The 20,126-nt window shown below is 70.3% G+C and carries 20 protein-coding genes and 2 pseudogenes; 7 read left to right on the forward strand and 15 right to left on the reverse strand.

What is annotated here, in order from left to right:
* Positions 1–210 precede the first annotated feature (210 nt).
* The gene (locus ABZ281_RS06675) at positions 211–1,677 is read left to right on the forward strand and encodes a cation:proton antiporter (protein ID WP_356652785.1); all 1,467 of its coding nucleotides are present in this window, start codon (positions 211–213) and stop codon (positions 1,675–1,677) included.
* 19 nt (positions 1,678–1,696) lie between these two features.
* Here ABZ281_RS06675 and ABZ281_RS06680 read toward each other — a convergent pair whose 3' ends face one another.
* Positions 1,697–2,221 (reverse strand): copper chaperone PCu(A)C, encoded by a 525-nt coding sequence (locus ABZ281_RS06680; protein WP_356652787.1) that lies wholly within the window; start codon positions 2,219–2,221, stop codon positions 1,697–1,699.
* Positions 2,222–2,567: 346 nt separating this feature from the next.
* Here ABZ281_RS06680 and ABZ281_RS06685 point away from each other — a divergent pair, with 346 nt between their 5' ends.
* From ABZ281_RS06685 to hpnR, 3 genes are all read left to right on the forward strand, one after another.
* On the forward strand, positions 2,568–3,626 hold the full coding sequence (locus ABZ281_RS06685) for a glucose 1-dehydrogenase (protein WP_356652789.1): 1,059 nt from the start codon (positions 2,568–2,570) through the stop codon (positions 3,624–3,626).
* Complete coding sequence (locus ABZ281_RS06690) at positions 3,623–4,156, forward strand: gluconokinase (protein ID WP_356652791.1); 534 nt, start codon at positions 3,623–3,625, stop codon at positions 4,154–4,156. The genes ABZ281_RS06685 and ABZ281_RS06690 overlap by 4 nt, the downstream gene beginning before the upstream one ends.
* Before the next feature lie 825 nt (positions 4,157–4,981).
* The gene (gene hpnR, locus ABZ281_RS06695; protein WP_356652793.1) at positions 4,982–6,475 is read left to right on the forward strand and encodes a hopanoid C-3 methylase HpnR; all 1,494 of its coding nucleotides are present in this window, start codon (positions 4,982–4,984) and stop codon (positions 6,473–6,475) included.
* Positions 6,476–6,804: 329 nt separating this feature from the next.
* Here the strand turns inward: hpnR and ABZ281_RS06700 are convergent, their stop codons facing one another.
* The 10 genes and pseudogenes from ABZ281_RS06700 to ABZ281_RS06745 all read right to left on the reverse strand — a co-directional run bounded on the left by ABZ281_RS06700 (position 6,805) and on the right by ABZ281_RS06745 (position 14,825).
* Entirely contained in the window at positions 6,805–7,563 is a 759-nt protein-coding gene (locus ABZ281_RS06700; RefSeq protein WP_356652795.1) for a polysaccharide deacetylase family protein, read from the reverse strand.
* A complete protein-coding gene (locus ABZ281_RS06705; protein ID WP_356652797.1) occupies positions 7,560–8,540 on the reverse strand; it encodes a DMT family transporter in 981 nt (326 codons plus the stop codon). The genes ABZ281_RS06700 and ABZ281_RS06705 overlap by 4 nt, the downstream gene beginning before the upstream one ends.
* 13 nt (positions 8,541–8,553) lie before the next feature.
* Entirely contained in the window at positions 8,554–9,348 is a 795-nt protein-coding gene (locus ABZ281_RS06710; RefSeq protein WP_356652819.1) for an SDR family NAD(P)-dependent oxidoreductase, read from the reverse strand.
* Between the two features lie 600 nt (positions 9,349–9,948).
* Positions 9,949–10,416, reverse strand: coding sequence for a PDZ domain-containing protein (locus ABZ281_RS06715; protein ID WP_356652821.1), 468 nt, complete (start codon positions 10,414–10,416; stop codon positions 9,949–9,951).
* A pseudogene (locus tag ABZ281_RS06720) lies at positions 10,389–11,417 on the reverse strand (PAS domain-containing protein); the annotation flags it as partial. The gene ABZ281_RS06715 and the pseudogene ABZ281_RS06720, both read right to left, overlap by 28 nt.
* Positions 11,414–11,863 carry a PAS domain-containing protein gene (locus tag ABZ281_RS06725; protein ID WP_356652799.1) on the reverse strand — a complete coding sequence of 150 codons (450 nt, stop codon included), beginning with the start codon at positions 11,861–11,863 and terminating at the stop codon, positions 11,414–11,416. The gene ABZ281_RS06725 and the pseudogene ABZ281_RS06720, both read right to left, overlap by 4 nt.
* Before the next feature lie 319 nt (positions 11,864–12,182).
* Positions 12,183–13,265: an AI-2E family transporter gene (locus tag ABZ281_RS06730; RefSeq protein WP_356652801.1), complete on the reverse strand. Its 1,083-nt coding sequence runs from the start codon at positions 13,263–13,265 to the stop codon at positions 12,183–12,185.
* A gap of 329 nt (positions 13,266–13,594) precedes the next feature.
* Positions 13,595–13,828: a hypothetical protein gene (locus ABZ281_RS06735; protein ID WP_356652803.1), complete on the reverse strand. Its 234-nt coding sequence runs from the start codon at positions 13,826–13,828 to the stop codon at positions 13,595–13,597.
* Positions 13,825–14,265, reverse strand: coding sequence for a PRC-barrel domain-containing protein (locus ABZ281_RS06740; protein ID WP_356652805.1), 441 nt, complete (start codon positions 14,263–14,265; stop codon positions 13,825–13,827). Before ABZ281_RS06740 ends, ABZ281_RS06735 begins: the two co-directional genes overlap by 4 nt.
* A 2-nt stretch (positions 14,266–14,267) precedes the next feature.
* The gene (locus ABZ281_RS06745) at positions 14,268–14,825 is read right to left on the reverse strand and encodes a PRC-barrel domain-containing protein (protein ID WP_356652807.1); all 558 of its coding nucleotides are present in this window, start codon (positions 14,823–14,825) and stop codon (positions 14,268–14,270) included.
* Between the two features lie 469 nt (positions 14,826–15,294).
* On the opposite strand from ABZ281_RS06745, the gene ABZ281_RS06750 reads away from it, so the two are divergent.
* On the forward strand, positions 15,295–15,633 hold the full coding sequence (locus ABZ281_RS06750) for a hypothetical protein (RefSeq protein ID WP_356652809.1): 339 nt from the start codon (positions 15,295–15,297) through the stop codon (positions 15,631–15,633).
* A 239-nt stretch (positions 15,634–15,872) separates the two neighbouring features.
* Here ABZ281_RS06750 and ABZ281_RS06755 read toward each other — a convergent pair whose 3' ends face one another.
* Positions 15,873–16,439 carry a rhodanese-like domain-containing protein gene (locus tag ABZ281_RS06755; RefSeq protein WP_356652811.1) on the reverse strand — a complete coding sequence of 189 codons (567 nt, stop codon included), beginning with the start codon at positions 16,437–16,439 and terminating at the stop codon, positions 15,873–15,875.
* Positions 16,440–16,515: 76 nt separating this feature from the next.
* Between ABZ281_RS06755 and ABZ281_RS06760 the strand changes: the two genes are divergently transcribed.
* Positions 16,516–16,797, forward strand: a complete 282-nt coding sequence (locus ABZ281_RS06760; protein ID WP_319345906.1) for a metal-sensitive transcriptional regulator — start codon at positions 16,516–16,518, stop codon at positions 16,795–16,797.
* A gap of 37 nt (positions 16,798–16,834) precedes the next feature.
* On the opposite strand, the pseudogene ABZ281_RS06765 reads toward ABZ281_RS06760, so the two are convergent.
* From ABZ281_RS06765 to ABZ281_RS06775, 3 genes and pseudogenes are all read right to left on the reverse strand, one after another.
* Positions 16,835–17,589, reverse strand: a pseudogene (locus ABZ281_RS06765) (sulfite exporter TauE/SafE family protein).
* Positions 17,586–17,948 (reverse strand): rhodanese-like domain-containing protein, encoded by a 363-nt coding sequence (locus tag ABZ281_RS06770; RefSeq protein WP_356652813.1) that lies wholly within the window; start codon positions 17,946–17,948, stop codon positions 17,586–17,588. Before ABZ281_RS06770 ends, ABZ281_RS06765 begins: the two are co-directional and overlap by 4 nt.
* Before the next feature lie 7 nt (positions 17,949–17,955).
* Entirely contained in the window at positions 17,956–19,362 is a 1,407-nt protein-coding gene (locus tag ABZ281_RS06775) for an MBL fold metallo-hydrolase (protein ID WP_356652815.1), read from the reverse strand.
* 179 nt (positions 19,363–19,541) lie between these two features.
* On the opposite strand from ABZ281_RS06775, the gene ABZ281_RS06780 reads away from it, so the two are divergent.
* Positions 19,542–19,937 (forward strand): DUF302 domain-containing protein, encoded by a 396-nt coding sequence (locus ABZ281_RS06780; protein WP_356652817.1) that lies wholly within the window; start codon positions 19,542–19,544, stop codon positions 19,935–19,937.
* Positions 19,938–20,126 lie beyond the last annotated feature (189 nt).

The raw sequence follows: 20,126 nt of genomic DNA on the forward strand, positions 1-20,126 counted from the left end.
GCCGCCGAGGGCGTCAAGCTCTTCAACGAGTTCGGGCACTTCGACAACATCGGCTGGACCCAGGCCATGCGCACCTCCTTCGAGGCCGACGGGCGAGCGCCGTCGCCGGTGAGCCGAGGCACAGACCCCACCCGCCTACGGACGTGCGGCACCCCATGACAGGGCCCCGAGCCCCGCAGGCGAGGACCCGGACAGGAAGGAACGCAGCAGGTGGAGGGTACGTGGTCGTTCGGACTGGCCATCCTGGTCGTCGCGGTGGCCGGCCTGGCGGCCGTGCTCTCCAACCGGCTGAGCGAACGCACGCGCGTCCCGGCCCCGGTGTTCTTCCTGGTGGCCGCAGCCGTCGCGGTCGACGTCTTCCCGTCCCTGCGGCGGCTCTCCACGGGGACCGTGCAGGACGTGGTGACCGTCGCCCTGGTGGTGCTGTTGTTCCAGGGCGGTATGGAGATCGGATGGCGGCGCTTCAAGCCGGACGCACGGGCAGCCCTCTCGATCGGTGTGCTGGGCACGTTCGCCACCGCCGGCCTGCTCGCCGCCGCCGCGCACTACCTGCTCGGTCTCGACTGGCGCCCGGCCCTGCTGCTGGGCACGGCGCTGGCACCGACCGATCCGGCCGTCGTCTTCTCCGTGCTGGGCCGCAGGAAGATCACCGGCCGCACGGGGACGCTCCTGCCCGGCGAGTCGGGCCTCAACGATCCCGTGGGCATCGCCCTGATGGCGGGGCTGCTGGGCACCTCGTCCGGATCGGCTCTCGGCACGGCCGGTCATACCGCCGTGCTCTTCGTGCAGGAGATGGCCATCGGCGGGGTGCTGGGTGTGGCCGCCGGCTGGGCGCTGAAGTGGTTCATCCAGAAGGTGCCGCTGCCCGCCGAGGGGCTGTACCCCCTGCGCACGCTCGCAGGCGCGTTCGCCGTGTACGGGGTGACCACGGTCGCGCACGGCTCCGGCTTCCTGGCCGTGTTCATCGCCGGTGTGCTGCTCGGGGACGTCCGCGCCCCGTACAAGAGGGAGATCGAACGTTTCCACACAGCTCTGGGCAGCCTCGGTGAGATCGTCGGCTTCACGCTGCTCGGACTGACCGTGCCGCTGTGGACCTTCGCGGGGAAAGGGGCGTGGGGGGACGGACTGGTGCTGGCCTTGGTGCTCGCGTTCCTGGTCCGCCCGGTGGTCATGGCCCTCTTGCTGTGGCCGATGAGCCTGACCGTGGGGGAGCGGGTGTTCCTGGCCTTCGCAGGACTCAAGGGCGCCGTGCCGGTTCTGCTCGGCAGTTACATCGTCAGCTCCGGCGCCCCGGACGCCGACCGCCTCTACGACGTGGTCTTCGTGGTCGTGGTCTTCTCCGTCCTCGTCCAGGGCTCACTGGTGCCCACGGTGGCGCGGCGGTGCCGGGTGCCGATGCGGTCCGTGGAACTGGAACCGTGGGCACTCGGCGTCCGGCTGAGGGACAAGCCGGAGGGCGTCTCCCGCCATGTGGTCCAGCGGCATTCCTCGGCCGAGGGAAGCAGGGTGGACGAGCTCGACATCGGCGAGGACACATGGATCAGCGTGGTCGTCCGGGAGGGCCGTCTGGTCCCGGTGAGCGGATCCACGCAGCTCCGGGCGGGCGACGAGGTGCTGCTGCTGACCGGTGACGACGACGAACAGTGTGCCGGCCTGTTCACCGACGGCTCCACCTGACGGGCCCCGCGGCCCCGGTTCACCCGGTGGAGGGAGCGTCGGACTCGTAGGCCGGGATCTGCGCAGGCAGCTTGAAGTCGAGGTTCCCCGACTTCTCGAACCGCACGGTGAACTCCACGAACTCACCGCCCCGCACCGTCTGCCGCAGATCGCGCAGGACGAGATGCGTCGCGTCGGACTCGAGTCCCTGGAGGTCGTCGACGGGGATGGAGACGCCGTCCCGCACCGGTTCGCCCTGACCGTCCACGATCTCCACGGATCGGGCGACCGGCGTCGACGCACCCACCAGCCGATCCTCGTCGGGCCCCTTGTTGTAGAGCCACATGTAGACCGGGACATCATCTCCCGGTTGCCAGGGTTCACCGCGCGGTTCCGCCATGTGCGCATAGCGGACCAGCATCGAGCCGACCTTCCCGTTCTGCCCCGGCGCGTCCCACTCCTGGGGATCGAAGCCCTCCTCCGAACCGCAGGAGGTCAAGGCGAGGAGGGCAGCGGTGAGCAGGGCCGTTCGGCCACGCGTGATACCTCTGCGAAACAGTGCCATGGTCACTCTCCCAAGTCCTGACCGGCACGACGTGCGAGGCGGCGCCGGCACGTCGAACTCGCCCGCGGTCGCCGGCACGGTACCTCTGCGAGTCCTGACGGCTGACATGGGTTTCACCGGCGTCGGCGATGTAAACGCGGGCCGGTGCGTGAGGAGCCCAGCTGCATGACGGCAGGATCCGCGCCTGGGCCTGCTCGCCGCGGGTCGTGAGCCGTGTAGGGGAGAGCGGGCGGGGCACCCGGGAGAACGCGCATCGGGCTGCCCCGGCCTTCAGGTCGGCCCGCCCCGCAGGCGGTCCGGGCCGTCGGGCGCTCATGTCACCTCAGCCATCGTCCAGGAGGTCCTTATGCGTGCCGTGACCGTTCGCCCCCTCGTCACCGGGTCGCTGGAGGTGCGGGACGTACCCGATCCGGTTCCCGGCCGGGGAGAGCTCCTGGTGGAGGGGCTGGCGGTGGGGGTGTGCGGCACGGACAAGGAGATCGTGGCCGGTGAGTACGGGTGGGCGCCTTCGGGCCAGGAGCACCTCGTGCTCGGCCACGAATCACTCGGGCGGGTGCGCCACGCGCCACCGGGCACCGGGTTCGACACGGGGGACCTGGTCGTCGGTGTGGTGCGCCGCCCGGACCCGGTGCCGTGCGGGGCCTGTGCGCACGGGGAGTTCGACATGTGCCGCAACGGCCGCTACACCGAACGGGGCATCAAACAGCGCGACGGTTACGCCGCCCGGCTGTGGACCGTGGAGAGCGACTACGTCGTCAGGCTCGACGCGGCCCTGCGAGACGTGGGCGTACTGATGGAACCCACGACCGTGGTGGCCAAGGCATGGGAGCAGATCGAACGGGTCGGCGGCCGGGCGTGGTTCGAACCGCGCCGGGTGCTGGTGACGGGGGCCGGACCGATCGGCCTGCTGGCGGCGCTGCTCGGGGTGCAGCGGGGCCTGGACGTCCATGTCCTGGACCGGGTGACCACCGGGCCGAAGCCGGGCCTGGTCAGGGACCTGGGGGCGACCTATCACAGCGGGGACAGCGACCAGGTCATCTCCTCCCTCCGCCCCGATGTCGTCATCGAGGCGACCGGGGCCGCTTCGCTGGTCTTCGACGCCATGGCGGGCACCGACACGTACGGGATCGTCTGTCTGACCGGCGTCTCCCCCAAGGGGCGGCAGCTGTCGGTCGACGCGGGGACTCTCAACCGCCAACTGGTGCTGGAGAACGATGTGGTCGTCGGCTCGGTCAACGCCAATCTGCGCCACTACCGTCAGGCCGCCGACGCACTGGCCAAGGCGGATCAAGGCTGGCTTGAGCGCATGATCACCAGGCGGGTGCCGCTGGAGAAGGCCGGCGTGGCGTTCACCGCCCAGGACGACGACATCAAGGTCGTCATCAGCCTCACCGAAGACCGTTGAGCCGGCCCGAGCCGGTGGACAGTGACCACCGCACCGGCCCGCTCGTCGTCGTCACAGGCGTCTCGGGATCCGGCAAGACGACGATCGGGAAGTCCCTGGCCCGGCGACTGGGTGTGATGTATGCGGAAGGCGATGTTTTCCACCCCCCGCAGAACGTGGAGAAGATGAGGGTGGGGACACCCTTGAGCGACGCGGACCGGCGTCCCTGGCTCGACGCGATCTCCGCGTGGCTCGCCGAGCGCTCCGCACAAGGAGGCGTCATCACCTGTTCTGCCCTCAAACGGCAGTACCGTGACCGGCTGGCCTCTGTCTCGCCCCGCGTGTTCTTCGTGCACTTGCACGGTCCGGCTCAGCTCATCGCCGACCGGATGGCGGCCCGCTCAGGCCACTTCATGCCCGTAAGCCTGCTGCAGTCCCAGCTCGACACCCTGGAGCCGCTGTCCCCCGAAGAGCACGGCGTGCAGGTCTCCATCGACGGCCCGCCCGCGGAAACGACCACCCTGGCCCTCGCCGCACTTCGCGCGCAGTAGCGCGAGGTGCCACGGCACTGGGCCGAGGCGGGTCCCGTCGGCGCCCCCGTACCCATGCGCCTGGAGCTCCCTTGGGTGCGGGACGGCGGTGTTTCGTCAGGAGGAGGGGCCTCCAGAGCACTGCACGAACCGCCGTACGGCTCCCAGAGCCTGTGCGGCGACGCCGGACGCCACACAGGACGCCGACCAGCGACAAGCAGACCAGTGCCGCCCCTCAACGATCCAGCGGCGGTAGCGTGTGCGTACCAAGCCACCCATGGGCCCGCAGTCCCAGGTCCCCCACAGGTTGCTCCGGAAAGGCATCGCTGACCGACATGCTCATCAGCCGGCTCACCACGCCCAGGAGCTCAAGCCGACGGCAGGGTCACAAGCCGCCCGGAACCGACCGCCGCCGCGGTGCCTCACCCAACGCCTTCTCCCCTCTTTCGTCCGGAGGCCGGGAGGCTGAACAGGCCGTCGCGCCGCGTCCGACGCCAGGACGCCTGCACGGCCGCGGGCTGGGTCACCCTTCCGTATGCACTGAGCGGGACGTGTCCGGTGGGCTGCTGCGATGGTTGAGGAACTGGTGCCCTCCTGTTGTACCGACAGGTCGGTGATGGCCCGGAGGTCGGCTCGGGAGCGCCCGCGCCGGCAGGACGTACGAAGGAGCGACATGACCGAGTCGGACGAAGAAGAGTCCTTGGGCCTCGGCGCCGGTACCGGAGGGCCTCGGCGTCCGTCGGCCGGGGACATGGCGCCGTTCGCTCCGGCCCGTCCGGCACCGGTCGGCCCGATGGCAGCGTCCGGGCCGCCCCCGTGTCCCTCCGGCCGGATCCCGAGGTGACCATGCGCCTGCTCCTGGTTCACCCCAGCGCCCTGATGTACTCGGAGATCTTCTTGCGTCTGGAGCCGCTCGGCCTGGAGAGAGTGGCCGGTGCGGCCCGCGACGCGGGGCACGAGGTGAGGGTCGTGGACCTCCAGGTGACGGGCGAGAAGGAACTGGCCCGTACGTTCTCCTCCTTCCGGCCCGATGCCGTCGGCGTGTCCCTGAATTATCTCGCCAACATTCCGGAGGCGATCGCCATCGCCCATGCGGCCAAGCGTGCCGACCCGGGGTGCTTCGTATTCTTCGGTGGTCACAGCGTGTCCTTCGTGGCCGAGGACGTTCTCGCGCAGAGCGAAGGAGCCTTGGACGCGGTCGTACGGGGCGAGGGGGAACCGGCCATGGCTCCTCTGCTGGCGGCCGTCCGGGACGGCGGTCTGGACACTGTGCCGGGCATCGTCACACCGGCGGGCCGTGGTCCCCAACCCCGGATGCTGCACGGCATCGACAGTCCCGTGCCCGCACGCGACTTGATGCGCCATCGGCGCAGGTACTTCATCGGGGAACTCGACCCGTGTGCCTCCATCGAGTTCACCCGGGGATGTCCGTGGGACTGCTCGTTCTGCTCCGCCTGGACCTTCTACGGCCGCAGCTACCGCAAGGCTTCCCCGGAGGCGGCCGGGGCGGAGATGGCGAGCATCCAGGAGCCCAACGTCTTCATCGTCGACGACGTCGCCTTCATCCGGCCCGAGCACGGACACGCCATCGCCGCGGAACTGGAGCGCCGCAGAATCCGCAAGCAGTACTACTTGGAGACTCGCAGCGACGTGCTGCTGCGCAACGAAGAGGTCTTCCAGCGCTGGACCCGCCTGGGTCTGAAATACATGTTCCTCGGCATGGAGGCCATCGACGCCGAGGGGCTCGACCTCTACCGCAAGCGGGTCACCCCCGACGACAACTTCCGTGCCCTGGAGGTCGCGCGCCGACTCGGCATCAACGTCGCGATCAACCTCATCGTGGACCCGGCATGGGACGAGGAACGCTTCCGCCTCGTCCGGGAGTTCGCCCTGGCCGTCCCGGAGATCGTGCACCTCACCGTGATGACGCCCTACCCCGGCACCGAGATCTGGCACACCGAGTCGCGCAAACTCACCACCCGCGACTACCGGCTGTTCGACATTCAGCACGCCGTGGTGCCCACCACCCTGCCCCTGGACGTCTTCTACCGCGAACTGGTCCGGACGCAGGCGGTCATCAACCGCAAGCACCTGGGGCTGCGGACCGCGCTGGGCGCCCTGCGCGTACTGGGCGGCAACCTCGCCCGCGGACAGACCAACTTCGCCCGGATGCTGTGGAAGTTCAACCGCGTCTACAATCCCGCACGTCAACTGGCCGACCACCATCGCCCCGTGCGCTACGAACTTCCACTGCCCCAGCACCTGGGGACCGGCAACCGTCGCGAACTGTACGTCCACAGCCGCCCCGCGCCCCGTCGCGAGGCCGAGCAGACGGAGTAGACGGTGCCGGACCGGTTATTCCGCTGAGTCCGGACGATTCACCAGCGGCGAAGCGGGTGACTCCATGGGCTGTCGAGGACTCGTACGAAGGGAGTGGCTCACGTGACCACACAACCCTCGAGGATCGAGCAGCACCCGGACGGGTTTCATGAGGGTCGGCTACGACGACACCATCGCTGATGTCGCGGTGGGCATGGGGGGGGGCGCTCCTCGCCGGCCTCGTGTTCTCGCCGGCCTCCCGGGGCACCCTCGCCGGAGGCGCCGTAGCAAGAGCGTCAGAGGAACGGCGGCCTTCCTGAAGCCTCCGATGGATCCGGAGGGCACTCCGCTCACCGCGTGCCGGTGCTCTTCGCCCAGTGTTCCGCGAGTGGCCCGACCGTAAGGCCGGCAGCGCGGCAGACGGAGACGATCTCGGGCAGGGCGGCGAGGGCTGCCCGCCAGCATTCAGGGGCGGACACCCGGTCCGTGTCGTGCAGGAGCACGGTCCCCCCGCCGCGCAGGCCGGCCGCGACCGTCGTGGCCACCGACGCGGGTGTGGCCACCGGCGTCCAGTCCCGGCCCCAGGCCGTCCACAGCACGCAGCGCAGACCGGCCGCGCGAGCGGCGGCCCAGCGCCCGGAGGTGAGGATGCCATAGGGCGGCCGGTACCACCCGGGGTACCGGCCCGTCACGTCGTGGAGCAAGCCGGCCGCGTGGCGCGTGAGGCGTGCGTCGGCAGCGGGAGTGGGCAGCCAGGGACGGTCGTGAGCCCAGCCGTGCACACCCAGTTCATGCCCTCGGCGGACGGTCTCCAGAGCCACGGAGCGGTGCCGTTCGACGCTGCTGCCGAGAACGAAGAAGGTCGCCTTGACCCCGAGGGCGTCCAGGGCATCGAGGAAGAGGAGGGTGGACGCGGGGTCGGGTCCGTCGTCGAATGTGAGGGCGACATGATCGGGACGGCCGACGCCCGCCAGACCGGGGAAACAACGGCGGCGCACCGCGGGGATCCACGTGGCCGCCGGGACGATGTGCGCCGCGGCGCCGACGACCGCGGGAGCCAGTACGGCCGCCGTGGCCCGTGCGCCTGAGGAACCGAGCCGGCCGGTCACGGACCGTGAGTCCTCTCGTCCGACTCGCGCGCGTCGCTCCAGGCCGTTCCACCGGTCTCCGGACGGCTCCCGCGCCGCTCCTCGGATGTCCGTGGCGGAACCCCCCGCACCGCCGTCTTCGTGTCCCAGGTTCCGGCGGTCGCAAGCGCACGCGCCAGCCCGACGCTTCCCGCTCCCATGAGGACCACGCCGATCAGTTCCGGCACCACGCGCGCTCCCAGTGCGATCCGCTCCCCGAAGAGTACCCATCCCAGCGTCACACTCGTCAGGGCGTCTCCGAGGGTAAGGGCGGGCTGGGACGCGGCCAGTGTCCCGGCCCGCAATGCACCCTGCAGCAACAGGAAGGCGACGACCCCGATGGCGACGGTGGCATACGCGGGCCAGGCGGTGAGCAGGGCGCCCAGTCCGTGCCGGAGCCGGTCGGTCGTCTCTTTGAGGAGCGCGGCGGTGGCGGCGAAGCACACGGCGGACGCGAGCCCCAGCAGCGCCGCGCGAGGCGCGCCCCGTAGCGGGCGGGCCGCAACCGTCAAGCCGATCGCAACACCCAGCACCCCTACGGCGGCCGGGAGCCAACGCTCCGGATATGCCGTGGACCGGCCGGCTGCCGGGGCGGCCGCCGTCAGGAACAGGGCCAACCCGACGGCGAGAGCGAGGAACGCCAGACATGTCCTGTTGTCCGGACGCCGTCGGAAGACCACACTGCCGACTACCAGCGTGAACAGAAGCTCGGCTGCCATCAGCGGCTGGACGAGGGCAAGGCCGCCCAGGCGCAGAGCGGCGGCCTGCAGAACGGTGGTCAGCGCGAGCAGGAGGGCACCCGCCACCCAATAGGGCCGCCGGAGCACCTGTCCTAGCCACCGTAGGGTCTCCCGTGCACCGGTTGCGCCCTGTGTCCCGTCCGCCGCAGCTCGTCGCTGCAGCACCGAGGCCGAGGCGTTGGACAGTGCCGCGAGCAAGGCGAGAACCACGGTGAGCACGCCGTACCGCCGGTCATCCGAAGACGGAGGCGAGACGTCTGAACACGGCCGGTGCCGCGCCGTGCACGCGCGCCGGCAGACGCAGCCAGCCGGGAACGTAGATCTCGTCCTTGCCTCGGCGGACCGCGGTCCACACGGCGTCCGCCACCCGTTCGGGGGGTACCGGCCTGGGTCTGGACCGCGGGTAGAGGGCTCCGCGCCGCTCGAAGAAGGGCGTGTCGACCACGCCCGGCACCACGTGGCTGAGTTCCACGCCGGTGCCGCGCAACTCGTACCGCAAGGCGTCGGCGAAGGTGCTCACCGCTGCCTTGGCCGCCGAATACACGGCCTCGCCCCGTACCCCCACCACGCCCGCAAGGGACCCGATGAGCACGATCCGCCCATGGCCCTGCTCCATCATGTGGGGCACCACCTGCTGCACCAGACGCAGCGTGGCGAGGAGATCCGTTTCGATGACCTCGGTGAGCGTGGACGGGGGCATGGACACGAAGTCGCCGGCCCAGCCGACACCGGCGCCGGCCACCAGCAGGTCGACGCGCCCCGACTGATCGAGGGCGAACCGGGTCAGCCGCTGTTCCATGCCGGGCACGGTGAGATCTGCCGGGAAGTGCGAGGCTCCGGTCCGGAGGGCCACGTCCCGCAGGCGTGCTGTGTCCCGTCCGTTGAGGACGAGTCGCCATCCCTCAACGGACAGGCGATGCGCTACGGCCGCGCCGATGCCGGAGGAGGCGCCGGTCACGACTGCCGTGTACGGCCGTCCGCTTCTGCCGGAGAGCTTCCCTGAGGGGCACGGCCCCGGACCTGGCATCGGTGTGAACACGGTGTTCGCGGGTTCGGCGCGGGGCGCGTGAGACATGGCTGCACCTCTGCAATGTGGGGCCGGGAGCCGCCGTACGGGCATGCCCGGTCCTTCGGATGGAGAAGGCGAGCCCGGAGTATCCCGCATCTTATGCCGCGAAACGCAGGAAGGGGCGTTTTGTCGGAGTGAGGGGAGGGTCATCCGTGGTGGGCGCACACGCCATCTCCGGTGCCGCGCCCGCATCAGGCGCGGGGCAGCGTGGCGGACACCAGATGCCGCTCCCACACATCCCCGGCTGCCTGAACCGCCCTCAAGCCGCAGGAAGGATCGGCGTTGCCCGAGTCTGCGGTACGCGACGCGATCGGCTTCCTCGTGCGGCTCTTCGTGGGAGCGTCTGGGCCCCAGTCCGCTCGTGGACGGATCCGAAGCCGAGGGCAACCACGGCCAAGGCGATTGCGGTGATGAGGGTGGCCGGCGCGGCGGATTGCCGCCGAGTCCGACCAGCGAGGGCGAGACGGCCAGGTACCGGGCGGTCTTCAGAGCCGCCCCTCCGGCGCCCGGGCGGACGGCTTCGGAGGAGACTGCGAGCACGAAAACGCCCGCAGGCACTCAGGGACTCCTGAGCGTGTCGAGGGTCAGCTGCGCGGTGTGGGAGTTTCCCGCGCGGTAACAGGTGGGGGAGACCTTGTCGCCGGGGCTGTGGGCAGCCAGTGCTTCGGCCGGCGTCTGCACGGCGGTGATCGGCGTGTCGCCGAGGGCCGTGATGATGTCGCCGGGACACAAAGACGCCTCGTCCGCGGGGCCGCCGTCCGCGACGGTGACGAGGGCCGCGCCCGCCGGCGAGGAGTCGGTTTTGAGGACGGTGCGTACCGTGACAAGGGCGGCGAGTCCGCTGCTGGTGACCTTGCCGTCTTCGATGAGCTGGTCCGCGATGCTGGTGATGGTGGAGCTGGGGGCGGCGAAGCCGATGCCCCGCCCAGTTGCTGGTCTACAGCGCCGAGGGTGTTGATACCGATCACTTGGCTGGAGAGGTCGACCAGCGCACCCCCGCTGTTGCCGGGGTTGATGGCGGCCGATGTCTGCACCATGTTGGGGATCGTGCCGGGCGCGGAGCCACCGTCGGCCGGCTTGGAGACACGCCGGCCGATCGCGGAAACGATGCCCTGGCTGACGCTGCTCGACAGCCCCCGGGGGTTGCCCATGGCGAGCACGATCTGTCCGACGTCGACCTCGCTGTCGGCGAACACTGCCGGGCGCAGCCCGGACGGCGGGACTTCAGACGGATGACAGCAAGATCGTTGGCCGGATAGGGGCCAACCAGCTCGGCCTTCAAGGCATCCCGGCGGTCGGCGAGATCGACGTAGAAGCGGCAGTGCTCGCCCACGGCACGGGCATCGGTGACGATGTGGCCCCTTGTGTCGTAGAGGACCCCGGAGCCCAGCCCATCCTCGGTCGTGATTTCCACGACCGAGGGTAGGAAGTCGTTCACGGCGCGCATAGAGTTGCCTGCGGCGTCCCTGGTACGTAGTCGAACGGCTCAACCCGTGAGGCACGCGGACCGTGTTCCCGTCCGCCGCCGCTGCACGTGGCCACCGAGCCTCCATCAGGGCACGCGCCGGCTCGTCACCCCGTACGACCGGCTCCAGCAGATCCACCGACGTATGGTCGGCGAGGTGAGGGACGATCACATCAGTGAGTTCCCAGGCGGTCTGTCCCATGTCCAGGGTCGTTCCCCCGCGTGAGCCGGCCTCGGCGAGCAGCGCCAGGCGCCCCTGGGCACGGTGGCGGTCGGTGACGTCCTCGATCATCTCGGCCACCCCCAGGACCTGACCGGCAGGACCCTTCCTGGGGAAGGACGACACCGATACGACGCGCTCTCGCGGCGGGTCACGTTCCAAGCGGGCGTACTGCTCCGAGTGGACCAGCGATCCCCCCGACCGCAGCACCTGGCGCACCCGGCCCACTGCCTTTCGCGCGTCGTCCGGGACGAGCATGGCCCCGAGGGGCCTGTCACGGATCTCCGCGGCCGCGACCCCGGCGAACCGCTCGATCGCTCGGTTGACCCGAAGAATCCTCATGTCGCGGGCGTGCACGACCAGGCCCACGGGGCACCTGCGGTACAACTGTCGCGAACCGCGCGCTCCCTCTGCCACTCCAGAACATCAACTGCGCACGCCCCGGCAAGGCACCACTCGCGTACACCGCCGCGTGACAATGAGGAGACCCTGAACCCAAGTTCCACCTGGCCACCGCTGCGGTGCCGCACCATCAGCACCCCGAACCAGGCACCGGCCTTCCGGCGTATCGCCGCGGCATTCCTGACGGCCGGCAGATCGCGGGGATCCACGAGGACCTCGAAGGCCGAACGGCCGATCACCTCGGGGTCCCGATAGCCGGTCAGATCCTGCGCACATCGGCTCCATCCCACCACGGTGCCTTGGTCGTCGAGCAATCCCAGGCCGGCCAGGTGCAAGCCAGCCGGATCGTCATCGCTCTCGCTGAGCTCCCGCACCCGCTTCTCCACAGCTGTACACCCCTCACCCCCCTCACCCTCCCGGGGCTGTCCGGGGCTCGGACCGCAGCCTGTCCGGAACGTCGAACGAACGAGCGGTGACTGATGACGGAGCCCTTGCCTACCTTGCCTACCTACAGCGTCCCCCTGCCCATCCCCGCATGCATGCCGAGACGGCCGTCGAGGGGCGCGCATCGGTGTCAGGGGAAAACACCGGGCCGCCGCCCGGTCCAGCGGGAGGACAGCGGGGCCCGGCCGCCGGTGCGAGTCGAGAAGGGAGCCGGACGTCGCCAGCAGCGGCGCGCGGTCGTGTGTTCGCCGGCGGGCACACCTAGGAGTCTGCGGCCGGCTTCGCGGAGGGCCCCGCGGCAGCCGGCCCTTCGGACTGTGAGAATCGCTCACGGAGTTCCTGCACAACGCCGAACGCCGCGGCGGTGACCGGCACCGCGAGGAGCACACCGATGATCCCGGCCACGGCCCCGCCCGCGGTGAGCGCCACCAGGATCACTGCCGGGTGAATGTGCACGGTCCGGCTCTGGACCATCGGCTGGAAGATGTTCCCTTCGAGTACCTGGACCACGAGAACCACCCCGAGCACCCACAGCGCGATGGCGAGCCCGCGGTCGGCGAGCGCCACCAGCACGGCCGCGGCCCCGGAGGTGAGTGCGCCGAGGTAGGGGACGTAGGCGCCGATGAAGACGATGGCGCCGAGCCCGAAGGCTCCCGGGACGCGCAGGACCAGCAGGCCGGCGGTGATGCAGACCGCGTCGATGAGGGCCACCACGGTGGTGCCCCGCATGAACCCCTCGACGCCCTGGAACGCCCGCCGTGCCATCGCCTCGACGACGTCGGCGCTGCCGCGCGGGACGAGGGAGCGCAGGGTGCCGGCGGCGCGGTCGGAGTCGCGCAGGAAGAAGAAGACCAGCAGCAGGGCGAGCACCGCCATGCCGAGCACCTGAGCGGCGACGCCGACCCCGGCCACGATGCTGGACGCGGCTGTCCCGCCGAACCTGCCCAGCAGGTCGAGGGCGTCATCGGCGAGGTCCTCGAGGGAGGTGCCCGACGCACCGAACTGATCGGCCAGCTGCCGCACCGCCCTCCGCACCGACAGGACGATCTGGCCCCAGGTGTCGACCAGTGCGGCCGTGGCCACGTACACGGCGCCGCCGACCACGGCGAGGACAGCGGCGCAGGTGAGTCCGGCGGCAACGGACCGATTGGCCTTCACCTTCACCACCAGCCACCGGTGCAGGGGGCGGAGCAGCGCGGTGCCGAGCAGGGCCAGCAGTGCTGGAACGAGGGCCAGCCAGAGGGCCAGGAACACCTGGATCACGACATAGGCGACGCCTGCGACCAAGAGGATCACGGCGCACCAGGCGGCAAGCCGACGAACGGGGTCTGGCAGCAGGTGCACGCGCCCCAGCGTACGCATCGGCCGCCCAGGCCCGAGCGAGCCCCGCCCAGGAAAGGCGACGTGATCGACCGACCTGCGGGCGTCACCACCGCGGACCGACCGGCCGACCGAGCCGCGGCGGGGGAGGGAGAGAGAGTGGCAGGAGGCGGAAAATGAGGGGCACCCCAGGCGAAGGCCGGCGGATCGGCTCCAGATCTCCGTCGGATCGGCCGACGAGCCGTGCCCGGTCGCGACGGCGCTGTCGATGACCGCCGTCACTCTGGATGCCGGGCATGGGAACCGTCCGGAGCCTTGGCCGCGCTTGTGACGCGCCACGGCCGGTCGAGCGGTCAGCCGCTGCGCCCGTGTGGCCATCGTCCGGCGAGTGCCTCGTCGACGAGGCGGGTGAGCTCGGTGAGCCGGAGCATCTCCCATGCCTCGTACCTGTCGTGGTGGCCGCCGGCCGAGCGGTGCAGGGCCTTCCGAACCGCGATCACCGGCTCCAACAGCGTGCGTGCTTCGCCGAACCGGCATTCCGCACCGCTTGCGCCTGCGCCGAAGTCGATCACGGCGTGGCTCGTCACTGAGGAACGGCAACCACCACCGCGTAACTGCCGACCCCCAAGAGCTCTTCGCCCCGGATCTGCTCCTCAGCGGTCAGCAGATGGACGATGCGTCCTGATCGGTCGTCGAACTCGACGTCGATTACGGTTCCCTTCTCGAGCCCCGTCTCGGTCAGTACGGCTTTGCCGATGGGGTCGTGCCCGGTGTGAGCGTGACCGCCGGGGTCTATGTCCTTCTCGTCGCGGATCCGGCTTGCCTCTTCGACGGCGACCGCGTCCGTGCCGAAAGACTGGACGTCTTCCCAGGGAAGGATGTGGTGGCCGCGGCCCCGGGTCTTCAGGCGTAGACCGGCGATACGTGCCGGTGACGGGGCGACGGTGCACGCGGCGACTGTTGCGACCGTCTCGGCTGTTGTCAGGTCCATGACCGCCCTGCCTCGGGCCTTGGTGAACAGCATCGTCAGCCCTCCCGCTGGTCGTGCTGGAGGCGGGTACGCAGGCTTTCGACGGCGGTGCCGAAGCCTGCCAGGTCACCGGCGCTGTGCTGCGCGGTGGCATCGGGGACGAGCAGACGTTCGTCGGAGACGGTGACGGGACCGACGACCGGCAGCAGAACCCGTCGGCGCTCGCCCGTTTCGACCTCGTAGCCCGCCACCACCGGTGCCCGACCCGTCGCGACGATGGCGTCTGTGACGATACCCAGCTGTACGCCGTTGCGGGACGTGATCGCGACACCCAGCACGTTGACCCCGGCACGCTCTTCCCCACTCGGCCTGGCGGCGGTGTCGTCCTCTTCCAGCGAGTTCTCGTCGCTCACCATGACCGCGTGCGGCCCCAGACCGTGAACGCTCTCCCATAGAAGGGCGCGGTGGAGTGGGCCCGCAAACAGGCCGCGGCCGGCCAGGGTGAAGCATCGGATGCTGCCCGTTACGGAGTCGTAGACGAGGTCCTTGACCTGTCCGATGTCGTCCCCTGCCAAGGTCACTACCGGCTTACCGGAGATCTCGCTGGCCCGCATGTAGACGGTCATGGCTTCTGCCCCCCTCTACCCGGAGCCCGACGGCCCTGCGCAATCACACCACCTGACCTGCGCCGCGCCTGGATTGCCACGATGCAGAGGGCGACAGCCGCGAGGATTGCGAGAGCCATGATGAGCCAGATCCACCATTCCATCTCGAGGCCCTCCACTTGCAGGATCGGTCCCTCAAATCCAGGGTCCATCAGGGAAAGCTGAGCTGTCGACCGGAGATGAACGGATCAGCTCTGACGGTATGGACCGTTGGTCACCGTGCGTCCCACAGAAGAGCCGGTCGCGGGACGCACGGTGTCGCGAAGCATCGGTGGGCTTCGCCTTCCGGAAACCCGGGACCCGGAGCCCGTCGTCCTTCAGGGGCGCGGCTGTTGCCAGGGCGCCTCAAGCCGTGTCGGGCACCTCGATTCGGGTATATCGGTAAGAAAGGCCCATGAGGAGGGAGGAGGTGAGAGCGATGCTCGTGTTGGGGCTCTTGCTCGTGTTGGGCACCGGTGCGTTCGTGGCTATCGCCGTGGTGGAGAACTTCTCGGGCGGTCCTGAGTACGCAGTGGAAATCTTCGGCAGTCAGATCGCGACGCTGAATGCGCCGGGGCTCTTCCTGTCGGGCGTGGCGCTGGCACTGATCTTTTGCCTTGGGCTGGCGGCGTTCGCCTCCGGACTGAAGCGGCGCCGTCGCATGAATGCGGTCCTCGCATCCGCATCCGAATCCCCGTCGGCTCAGGGAGAAGGGCGGGAGCCGCTGCCGTCACAGTCGGGTCATCGCCGTCGCGGTCGGCATATTTTCGGTCACTGACGCCCCCGTCAGTGCGCAGCCGTCACTTTCGGCTCTCCCGTTCTTGGGTGGGAGATCGAAGCTTGGCCGTTCCCGGGGCCACTCGGTGGCAGTCGGCCGGGCAGTGGGCCGTGACATAGCGGCTCACTCGCTGCGCATGCTGACTGGGTGGCCGGTCTTTTAAGCGCCAGGTGGTCTTGTTGCTCGCAGTCGCCCTTCTCCCGCGCGACGCAGAAGAAGGCCGCGCCGAGCCCAGGGGGTCAGCCTGTCAGGGCGGCGAGGGTGTCGTCCAGGTCGGTGGCCTTGGGCTGGTTGTGGGGGAGCTTGGCCAGGATCTTGGCCATGCCACAGGTGTTGGTGAGGGCAGAGAAGACCAGGCCGCCCGCGACGCCCGCGGAGAGCCAGCGGGCCGCATTCCACCGTTGTCCGGCGAGCAGGCCGGTCAGGACGAGGGATCCGGCGGCGAGGCGGACTTGGCGGTCCATGGCCCAGGGGGTGCGGTTACCGGCCGGGCGGTGGGTGTCGTGGCCGAGCTGGGTCCAGGTGGTGGTGCCGCCGGTGAGGGTGGCGGCGGTGATGTTCTGGTCGGCCAGGCGCCGGCAGGCTTGGGCGGAGCGGGTGCCGGAGGCGCACACGATGAGGAGGTCGCCGCGGTCTGCCGCGGTCTTCAGGGCGGGCAGGGCGGCATCGAGGTGGTCGAGGGGGATGTTGTGGGCGCCGGGCAGGTGGCCGGAGGCGTATTCGCCGGGGGTGCGCACGTCGATGACGGTCAGCTCGTGCAGGCGGGCATTGGCCTGGCCGGCGGTGAGGGCGGTAGTGGGTGCCACGGGATTTTCCTTTGCTTGGTTCGGGTTACCCCCTTCGGTAGGATACCCAAGGGGGTATCTCGAAGGAGCGTGGGTTGTGGAACTGGCGATGGCGGCCGAGGAACTGAAGACGGTGGTCAACCGGCTGCGCCGGGCGCAGGGTCAGATCGCCGGTGTGATCAAGATGATCGAGGAGGGGCGGGACTGCGAGGACGTCGTCACCCAGCTCGCCGCGGCGTCCAGGGCTCTGGACAAGGCCGGTTTCGCGATCATCGCCACCGGTCTGCAGCACTGCCTGACCGACACGGACATGGCGGCCTCCGGCGACCGTGAGCAGATGCGCACCCGGCTGGAGAAGCTGTTCCTGTCTCTGGCCTGAGCCGTGGTGCCGCGACGCCGACCATCCGTCTGACTCATCAGGTGAGGGCGTCGATGAGCATGAAGGCGGCCACGGTCAGCAGTACGACGGCGAAGGTCCGTTGCAGCAGAGTGCCGGTGACCTTGGCGGCCAGGCGTTTGCCGTCCCAGGCGCCCAGGATCGCCGCCCCGGTGAAGGGGCCGATGACCGCCCAGTTCACACCGGCGGTGGTGGCGCCGCGGGTGGCCAGGGAAGCCAGCGCGTTTGCCGAGATGACCAGCAGGCTGGTGCCTACGGCGGCCTGCATCTCGAATGCCAGCACGGTGACCAGGGCCGGGACGGCGAGGAAGCCTCCGCCGACCCCGAGCAGTCCGGTCAGCGCGCCCAGCCCTGCGCCGGTTCCGGCGGCCTTGGCGGTCCTTGCCTCGCCGGCTGCCGGACCGGTGGCGGTGCGGCTGGGGCGCAGCATCATGACGGCGGCGAGTGCGGCGATGGCCGCGAACGCGGCGGTCAATACCGGCTGGGGCAGGCGGGATGCGGCGGCTCCTGCTGCGGCCGCGGGCGGGAGTCCGGCCGCGGCGAACAGGGGCGCCGGCTTTCCAGCGGACGTTGCCGGTGCGGGCGTGGGCGTACAGGGCGGTGAGTGAGGTGGCCGTGACGATGATCAGGCTGGCGGTGGTCGCGGCGGCCGGGGTGAAGCCAAGCAGGTAAATCAGCGCCGGGACGGCCAGGACGCTGCCGCCCCCCGCCGAGCGCGCCGAGCGCGAGTCCGACCACCGCCCCCGCGATCAGGGCCAGGATCAGAGCACTCACGCTATGACACCGTTGCTGCCGCCGGGACCGATGACCGGCAGCTCCGCACGCGCCCAGGCGGTCATGCCGCTGGTGACGTCCGTGGCCTGCACGCCGTGTGCGGTCAGCAGCTTGGCGGCCTGCTGGGAGCGGTGACCGGAGCGGCAGATCGTGACCACTGGTCTGCCCTGCGTGGCCGCTGGGAGCGACGCCCCTGCCGCCAGACGGGAAAGGGGCAGGTGCAGCGCGTCGGGAGCGTGCCCGGCGTTCCACTCAGGTGTTTCGCGGACGTCCAGCAGGACGGCGGTGCCGTCGCTGGTCTGCTGGTGGGCCAGCCGGGGGGTGAGGCGGCCGGGGCCGCGGCGAAAAGGCGACAACATCGTTTGATCACTTTCGTGCAAGTGGCGCGGAAGGGCGTGTCAGTGGTGCCGCCTGGGCGGGTGTGGGCCATCCCGCCTCGGTGGCGGCGTCGAAGCCGTCGTCGACGGCGACTACCTCACGGCCGGCGGCGTCGAGCAGGGAGGCGGCGATCGCCGCGCGCATCCCGCCGGCGCAGTGCACCCACACCGTTCCGGGCGGTACTTCGCCGATGCGGCCGTGCAGCTCGTGGATCGGGATGTGAACGGATCCGTCGATGTAGCCACGCGCACGCTCCGAGTCCCGGCGCACGTCCAGAACGACGACGTCGTCGCCTCGCTCACGGACACCGGCGAGGTCGGAGAAGCGGGCGCGGGGGAAGGAGGCGAGCTGCTCGCCCTCGCGGACCCAGCCGGCCGGGTCGCCGGTGGCGCCGGCGGCCGGGCGGTCGATGCCCACCCGCGCCAGCTCCCGCTGCGCATCGGCGATCTGCTCCGGGGTGTCGGCCAGCAGGGTGACGGGCTTGCCCCAGGGGATCAGCCAGGCCAGGTAGGTGGCGAGCTTGCCCTCGCCCTCGAAGTTGAACGAGCCGGCCACGTGCCCCTCGGCGAAGGCCACGCGGCTGCGCAGGTCCACCACCCACTCGCCCGCGGCCAGCCGGGAGGCGATCTCCTGCGCGTCCGCACGCCTCGGCGGGGTGAGGTCGACCGGCGCGGGGCCCGCGGTGTTGGCCGGGCCCATGTGCGCGTAGTAGGCGGGCACGTCGTCCAGCCCGGCGAGCATCTGGGCGACGAAGGTGTCCACGTCCAGCGTCAGCGCGTCGTTGGTCTCGCGTTCCTTGCCGATCGTGGTCGCGTCCCCCTCGGCCTGGGAGGAGGAGCAGAAGCTGCCGAACCCGTGGGTGGGCAGCACCGGCACCTCGTCGTCCAGCTCGTCGGCCAGCCGGTGGGCGGAGGCGTGCTGGGCGCGGGCCAGCTGCTCGGTCAGCCGCGGCTCGACCAGGTCGGGGCGGCCGACCGTGCCGATGAGCAGCGACCCTCCGGTGAACGCCGCCACACCGCGACCGTCCTCGGTCAGAGCGTAGGAGGTGTGGTGGGGGGTGTGCCCGGGAGTGGCGATCGCCCGCAGCACCAAGCCCTCGTCCACCGTCACGGTGTCGCCGTCGGCGACAGGGGTCCGGTCGAAGGACACGTGCGCCCCGGCCGGAACCAGGTACTGAGCGCCGGTCACGCGGGCCAGCTCCAGGCCGCCGGTGACGTAGTCGTTGTGCACGTGGGTCTCGGCCACGAAGGCGACACGCACCCCGCGGCGGGCCGCCGCGGCGATGACCTGGTCGATGTCGCGCGACGGGTCGACGACCACCGCGGCACTGGGGCCGCCGGCCAGGTAGCTGCGGTTGCCCAGGCCCTCGAACTCCAGGGTGTCAACGAAGAACACGGCTCACGACTCCTCTCGGACGGTTTACCCCGGGGGGTATCTGACCCTCACCATAACAGCTATACCTCGGGGGGTATTCCGTCCATGGAAACCACCCCGCTCAAGGCGTCGCCTGGCATCCTGCGGGTACCCGGCGGGGTATAGAGGAATCAATCGTTCCGTACTATCCGGGAGGGTCTGTGCCCTACGACCGCACCGTTCGCCTGGCAGCCACCGACTTCAACACCGCCGTCACCGCCGTACGCGAGGCCCTGGCCGACCACGGATTCGGCATCCTCACCGAGATCGACGTGACGGCCACCCTGAAGGCCAAGCTCGGCCACGACATGGAGGACTACCTGATCCTGGGCGCCTGCAACCCGCCGCTCGCGCGCCGGGCGCTGGAGGCCGACCGCTCCATCGGCCTGCTGCTTCCCTGCAACGTCGTCGTGCGCCGCGACGGCGATCAGACGCTCGTCCAGGCTCTCGACCCGGGCACGATGGTGACGCTCACCGGGCTCGACTCCCTCAAGCCCGTCGCCGACGAAGCCACCGCCCGACTCGACGCCGCGCTCAACGCCCTGGCCGCCCCCTGACCTCATTCCGGTCCGGCAGCCAGGAGGCGATCCGATCGGTGTTCGTGCTGGTCAGCAAGTGATGTCAGCGCAGCAGCTAGTGCCGCGACAGGCAACGTTCGCCCCGTCACGACGCCCGGCACGCTCCCCCACGCTCTCGACTCCGCTCGAGCAGGGGGTACCCCCACTCGCCGCACCGGCCGAAACCCC

The sequence above is a fragment of the Streptomyces sp. NPDC006265 genome, assembly GCF_040613555.1.
In the GTDB taxonomy this organism is placed as follows: domain Bacteria; phylum Actinomycetota; class Actinomycetes; order Streptomycetales; family Streptomycetaceae; genus Streptomyces.

What these genes read in the sequence shown, in the direction of transcription:
- ABZ281_RS06680 (WP_356652787.1), bottom strand. Translation starts at nt 2,221, where the DNA reads ATGGCACTGTTTCGCAGAGGTATCACGCGTGGCCGAACGGCCCTGCTC.
- ABZ281_RS06685 (WP_356652789.1), top strand. Translation starts at nt 2,568, where the DNA reads ATGCGTGCCGTGACCGTTCGCCCCCTCGTCACCGGGTCGCTGGAGGTG.
- hpnR (WP_356652793.1), top strand. Translation starts at nt 4,982, where the DNA reads ATGCGCCTGCTCCTGGTTCACCCCAGCGCCCTGATGTACTCGGAGATC.
- ABZ281_RS06740 (WP_356652805.1), bottom strand. Translation starts at nt 14,265, where the DNA reads ATGCTGTTCACCAAGGCCCGAGGCAGGGCGGTCATGGACCTGACAACA.
- ABZ281_RS06745 (WP_356652807.1), bottom strand. Translation starts at nt 14,825, where the DNA reads ATGCGGGCCAGCGAGATCTCCGGTAAGCCGGTAGTGACCTTGGCAGGG.
- ABZ281_RS06710 (WP_356652819.1), bottom strand. Translation starts at nt 9,348, where the DNA reads ATGCCAGGTCCGGGGCCGTGCCCCTCAGGGAAGCTCTCCGGCAGAAGC.
- ABZ281_RS06750 (WP_356652809.1), top strand. Translation starts at nt 15,295, where the DNA reads ATGCTCGTGTTGGGGCTCTTGCTCGTGTTGGGCACCGGTGCGTTCGTG.
- ABZ281_RS06770 (WP_356652813.1), bottom strand. Translation starts at nt 17,948, where the DNA reads ATGTTGTCGCCTTTTCGCCGCGGCCCCGGCCGCCTCACCCCCCGGCTG.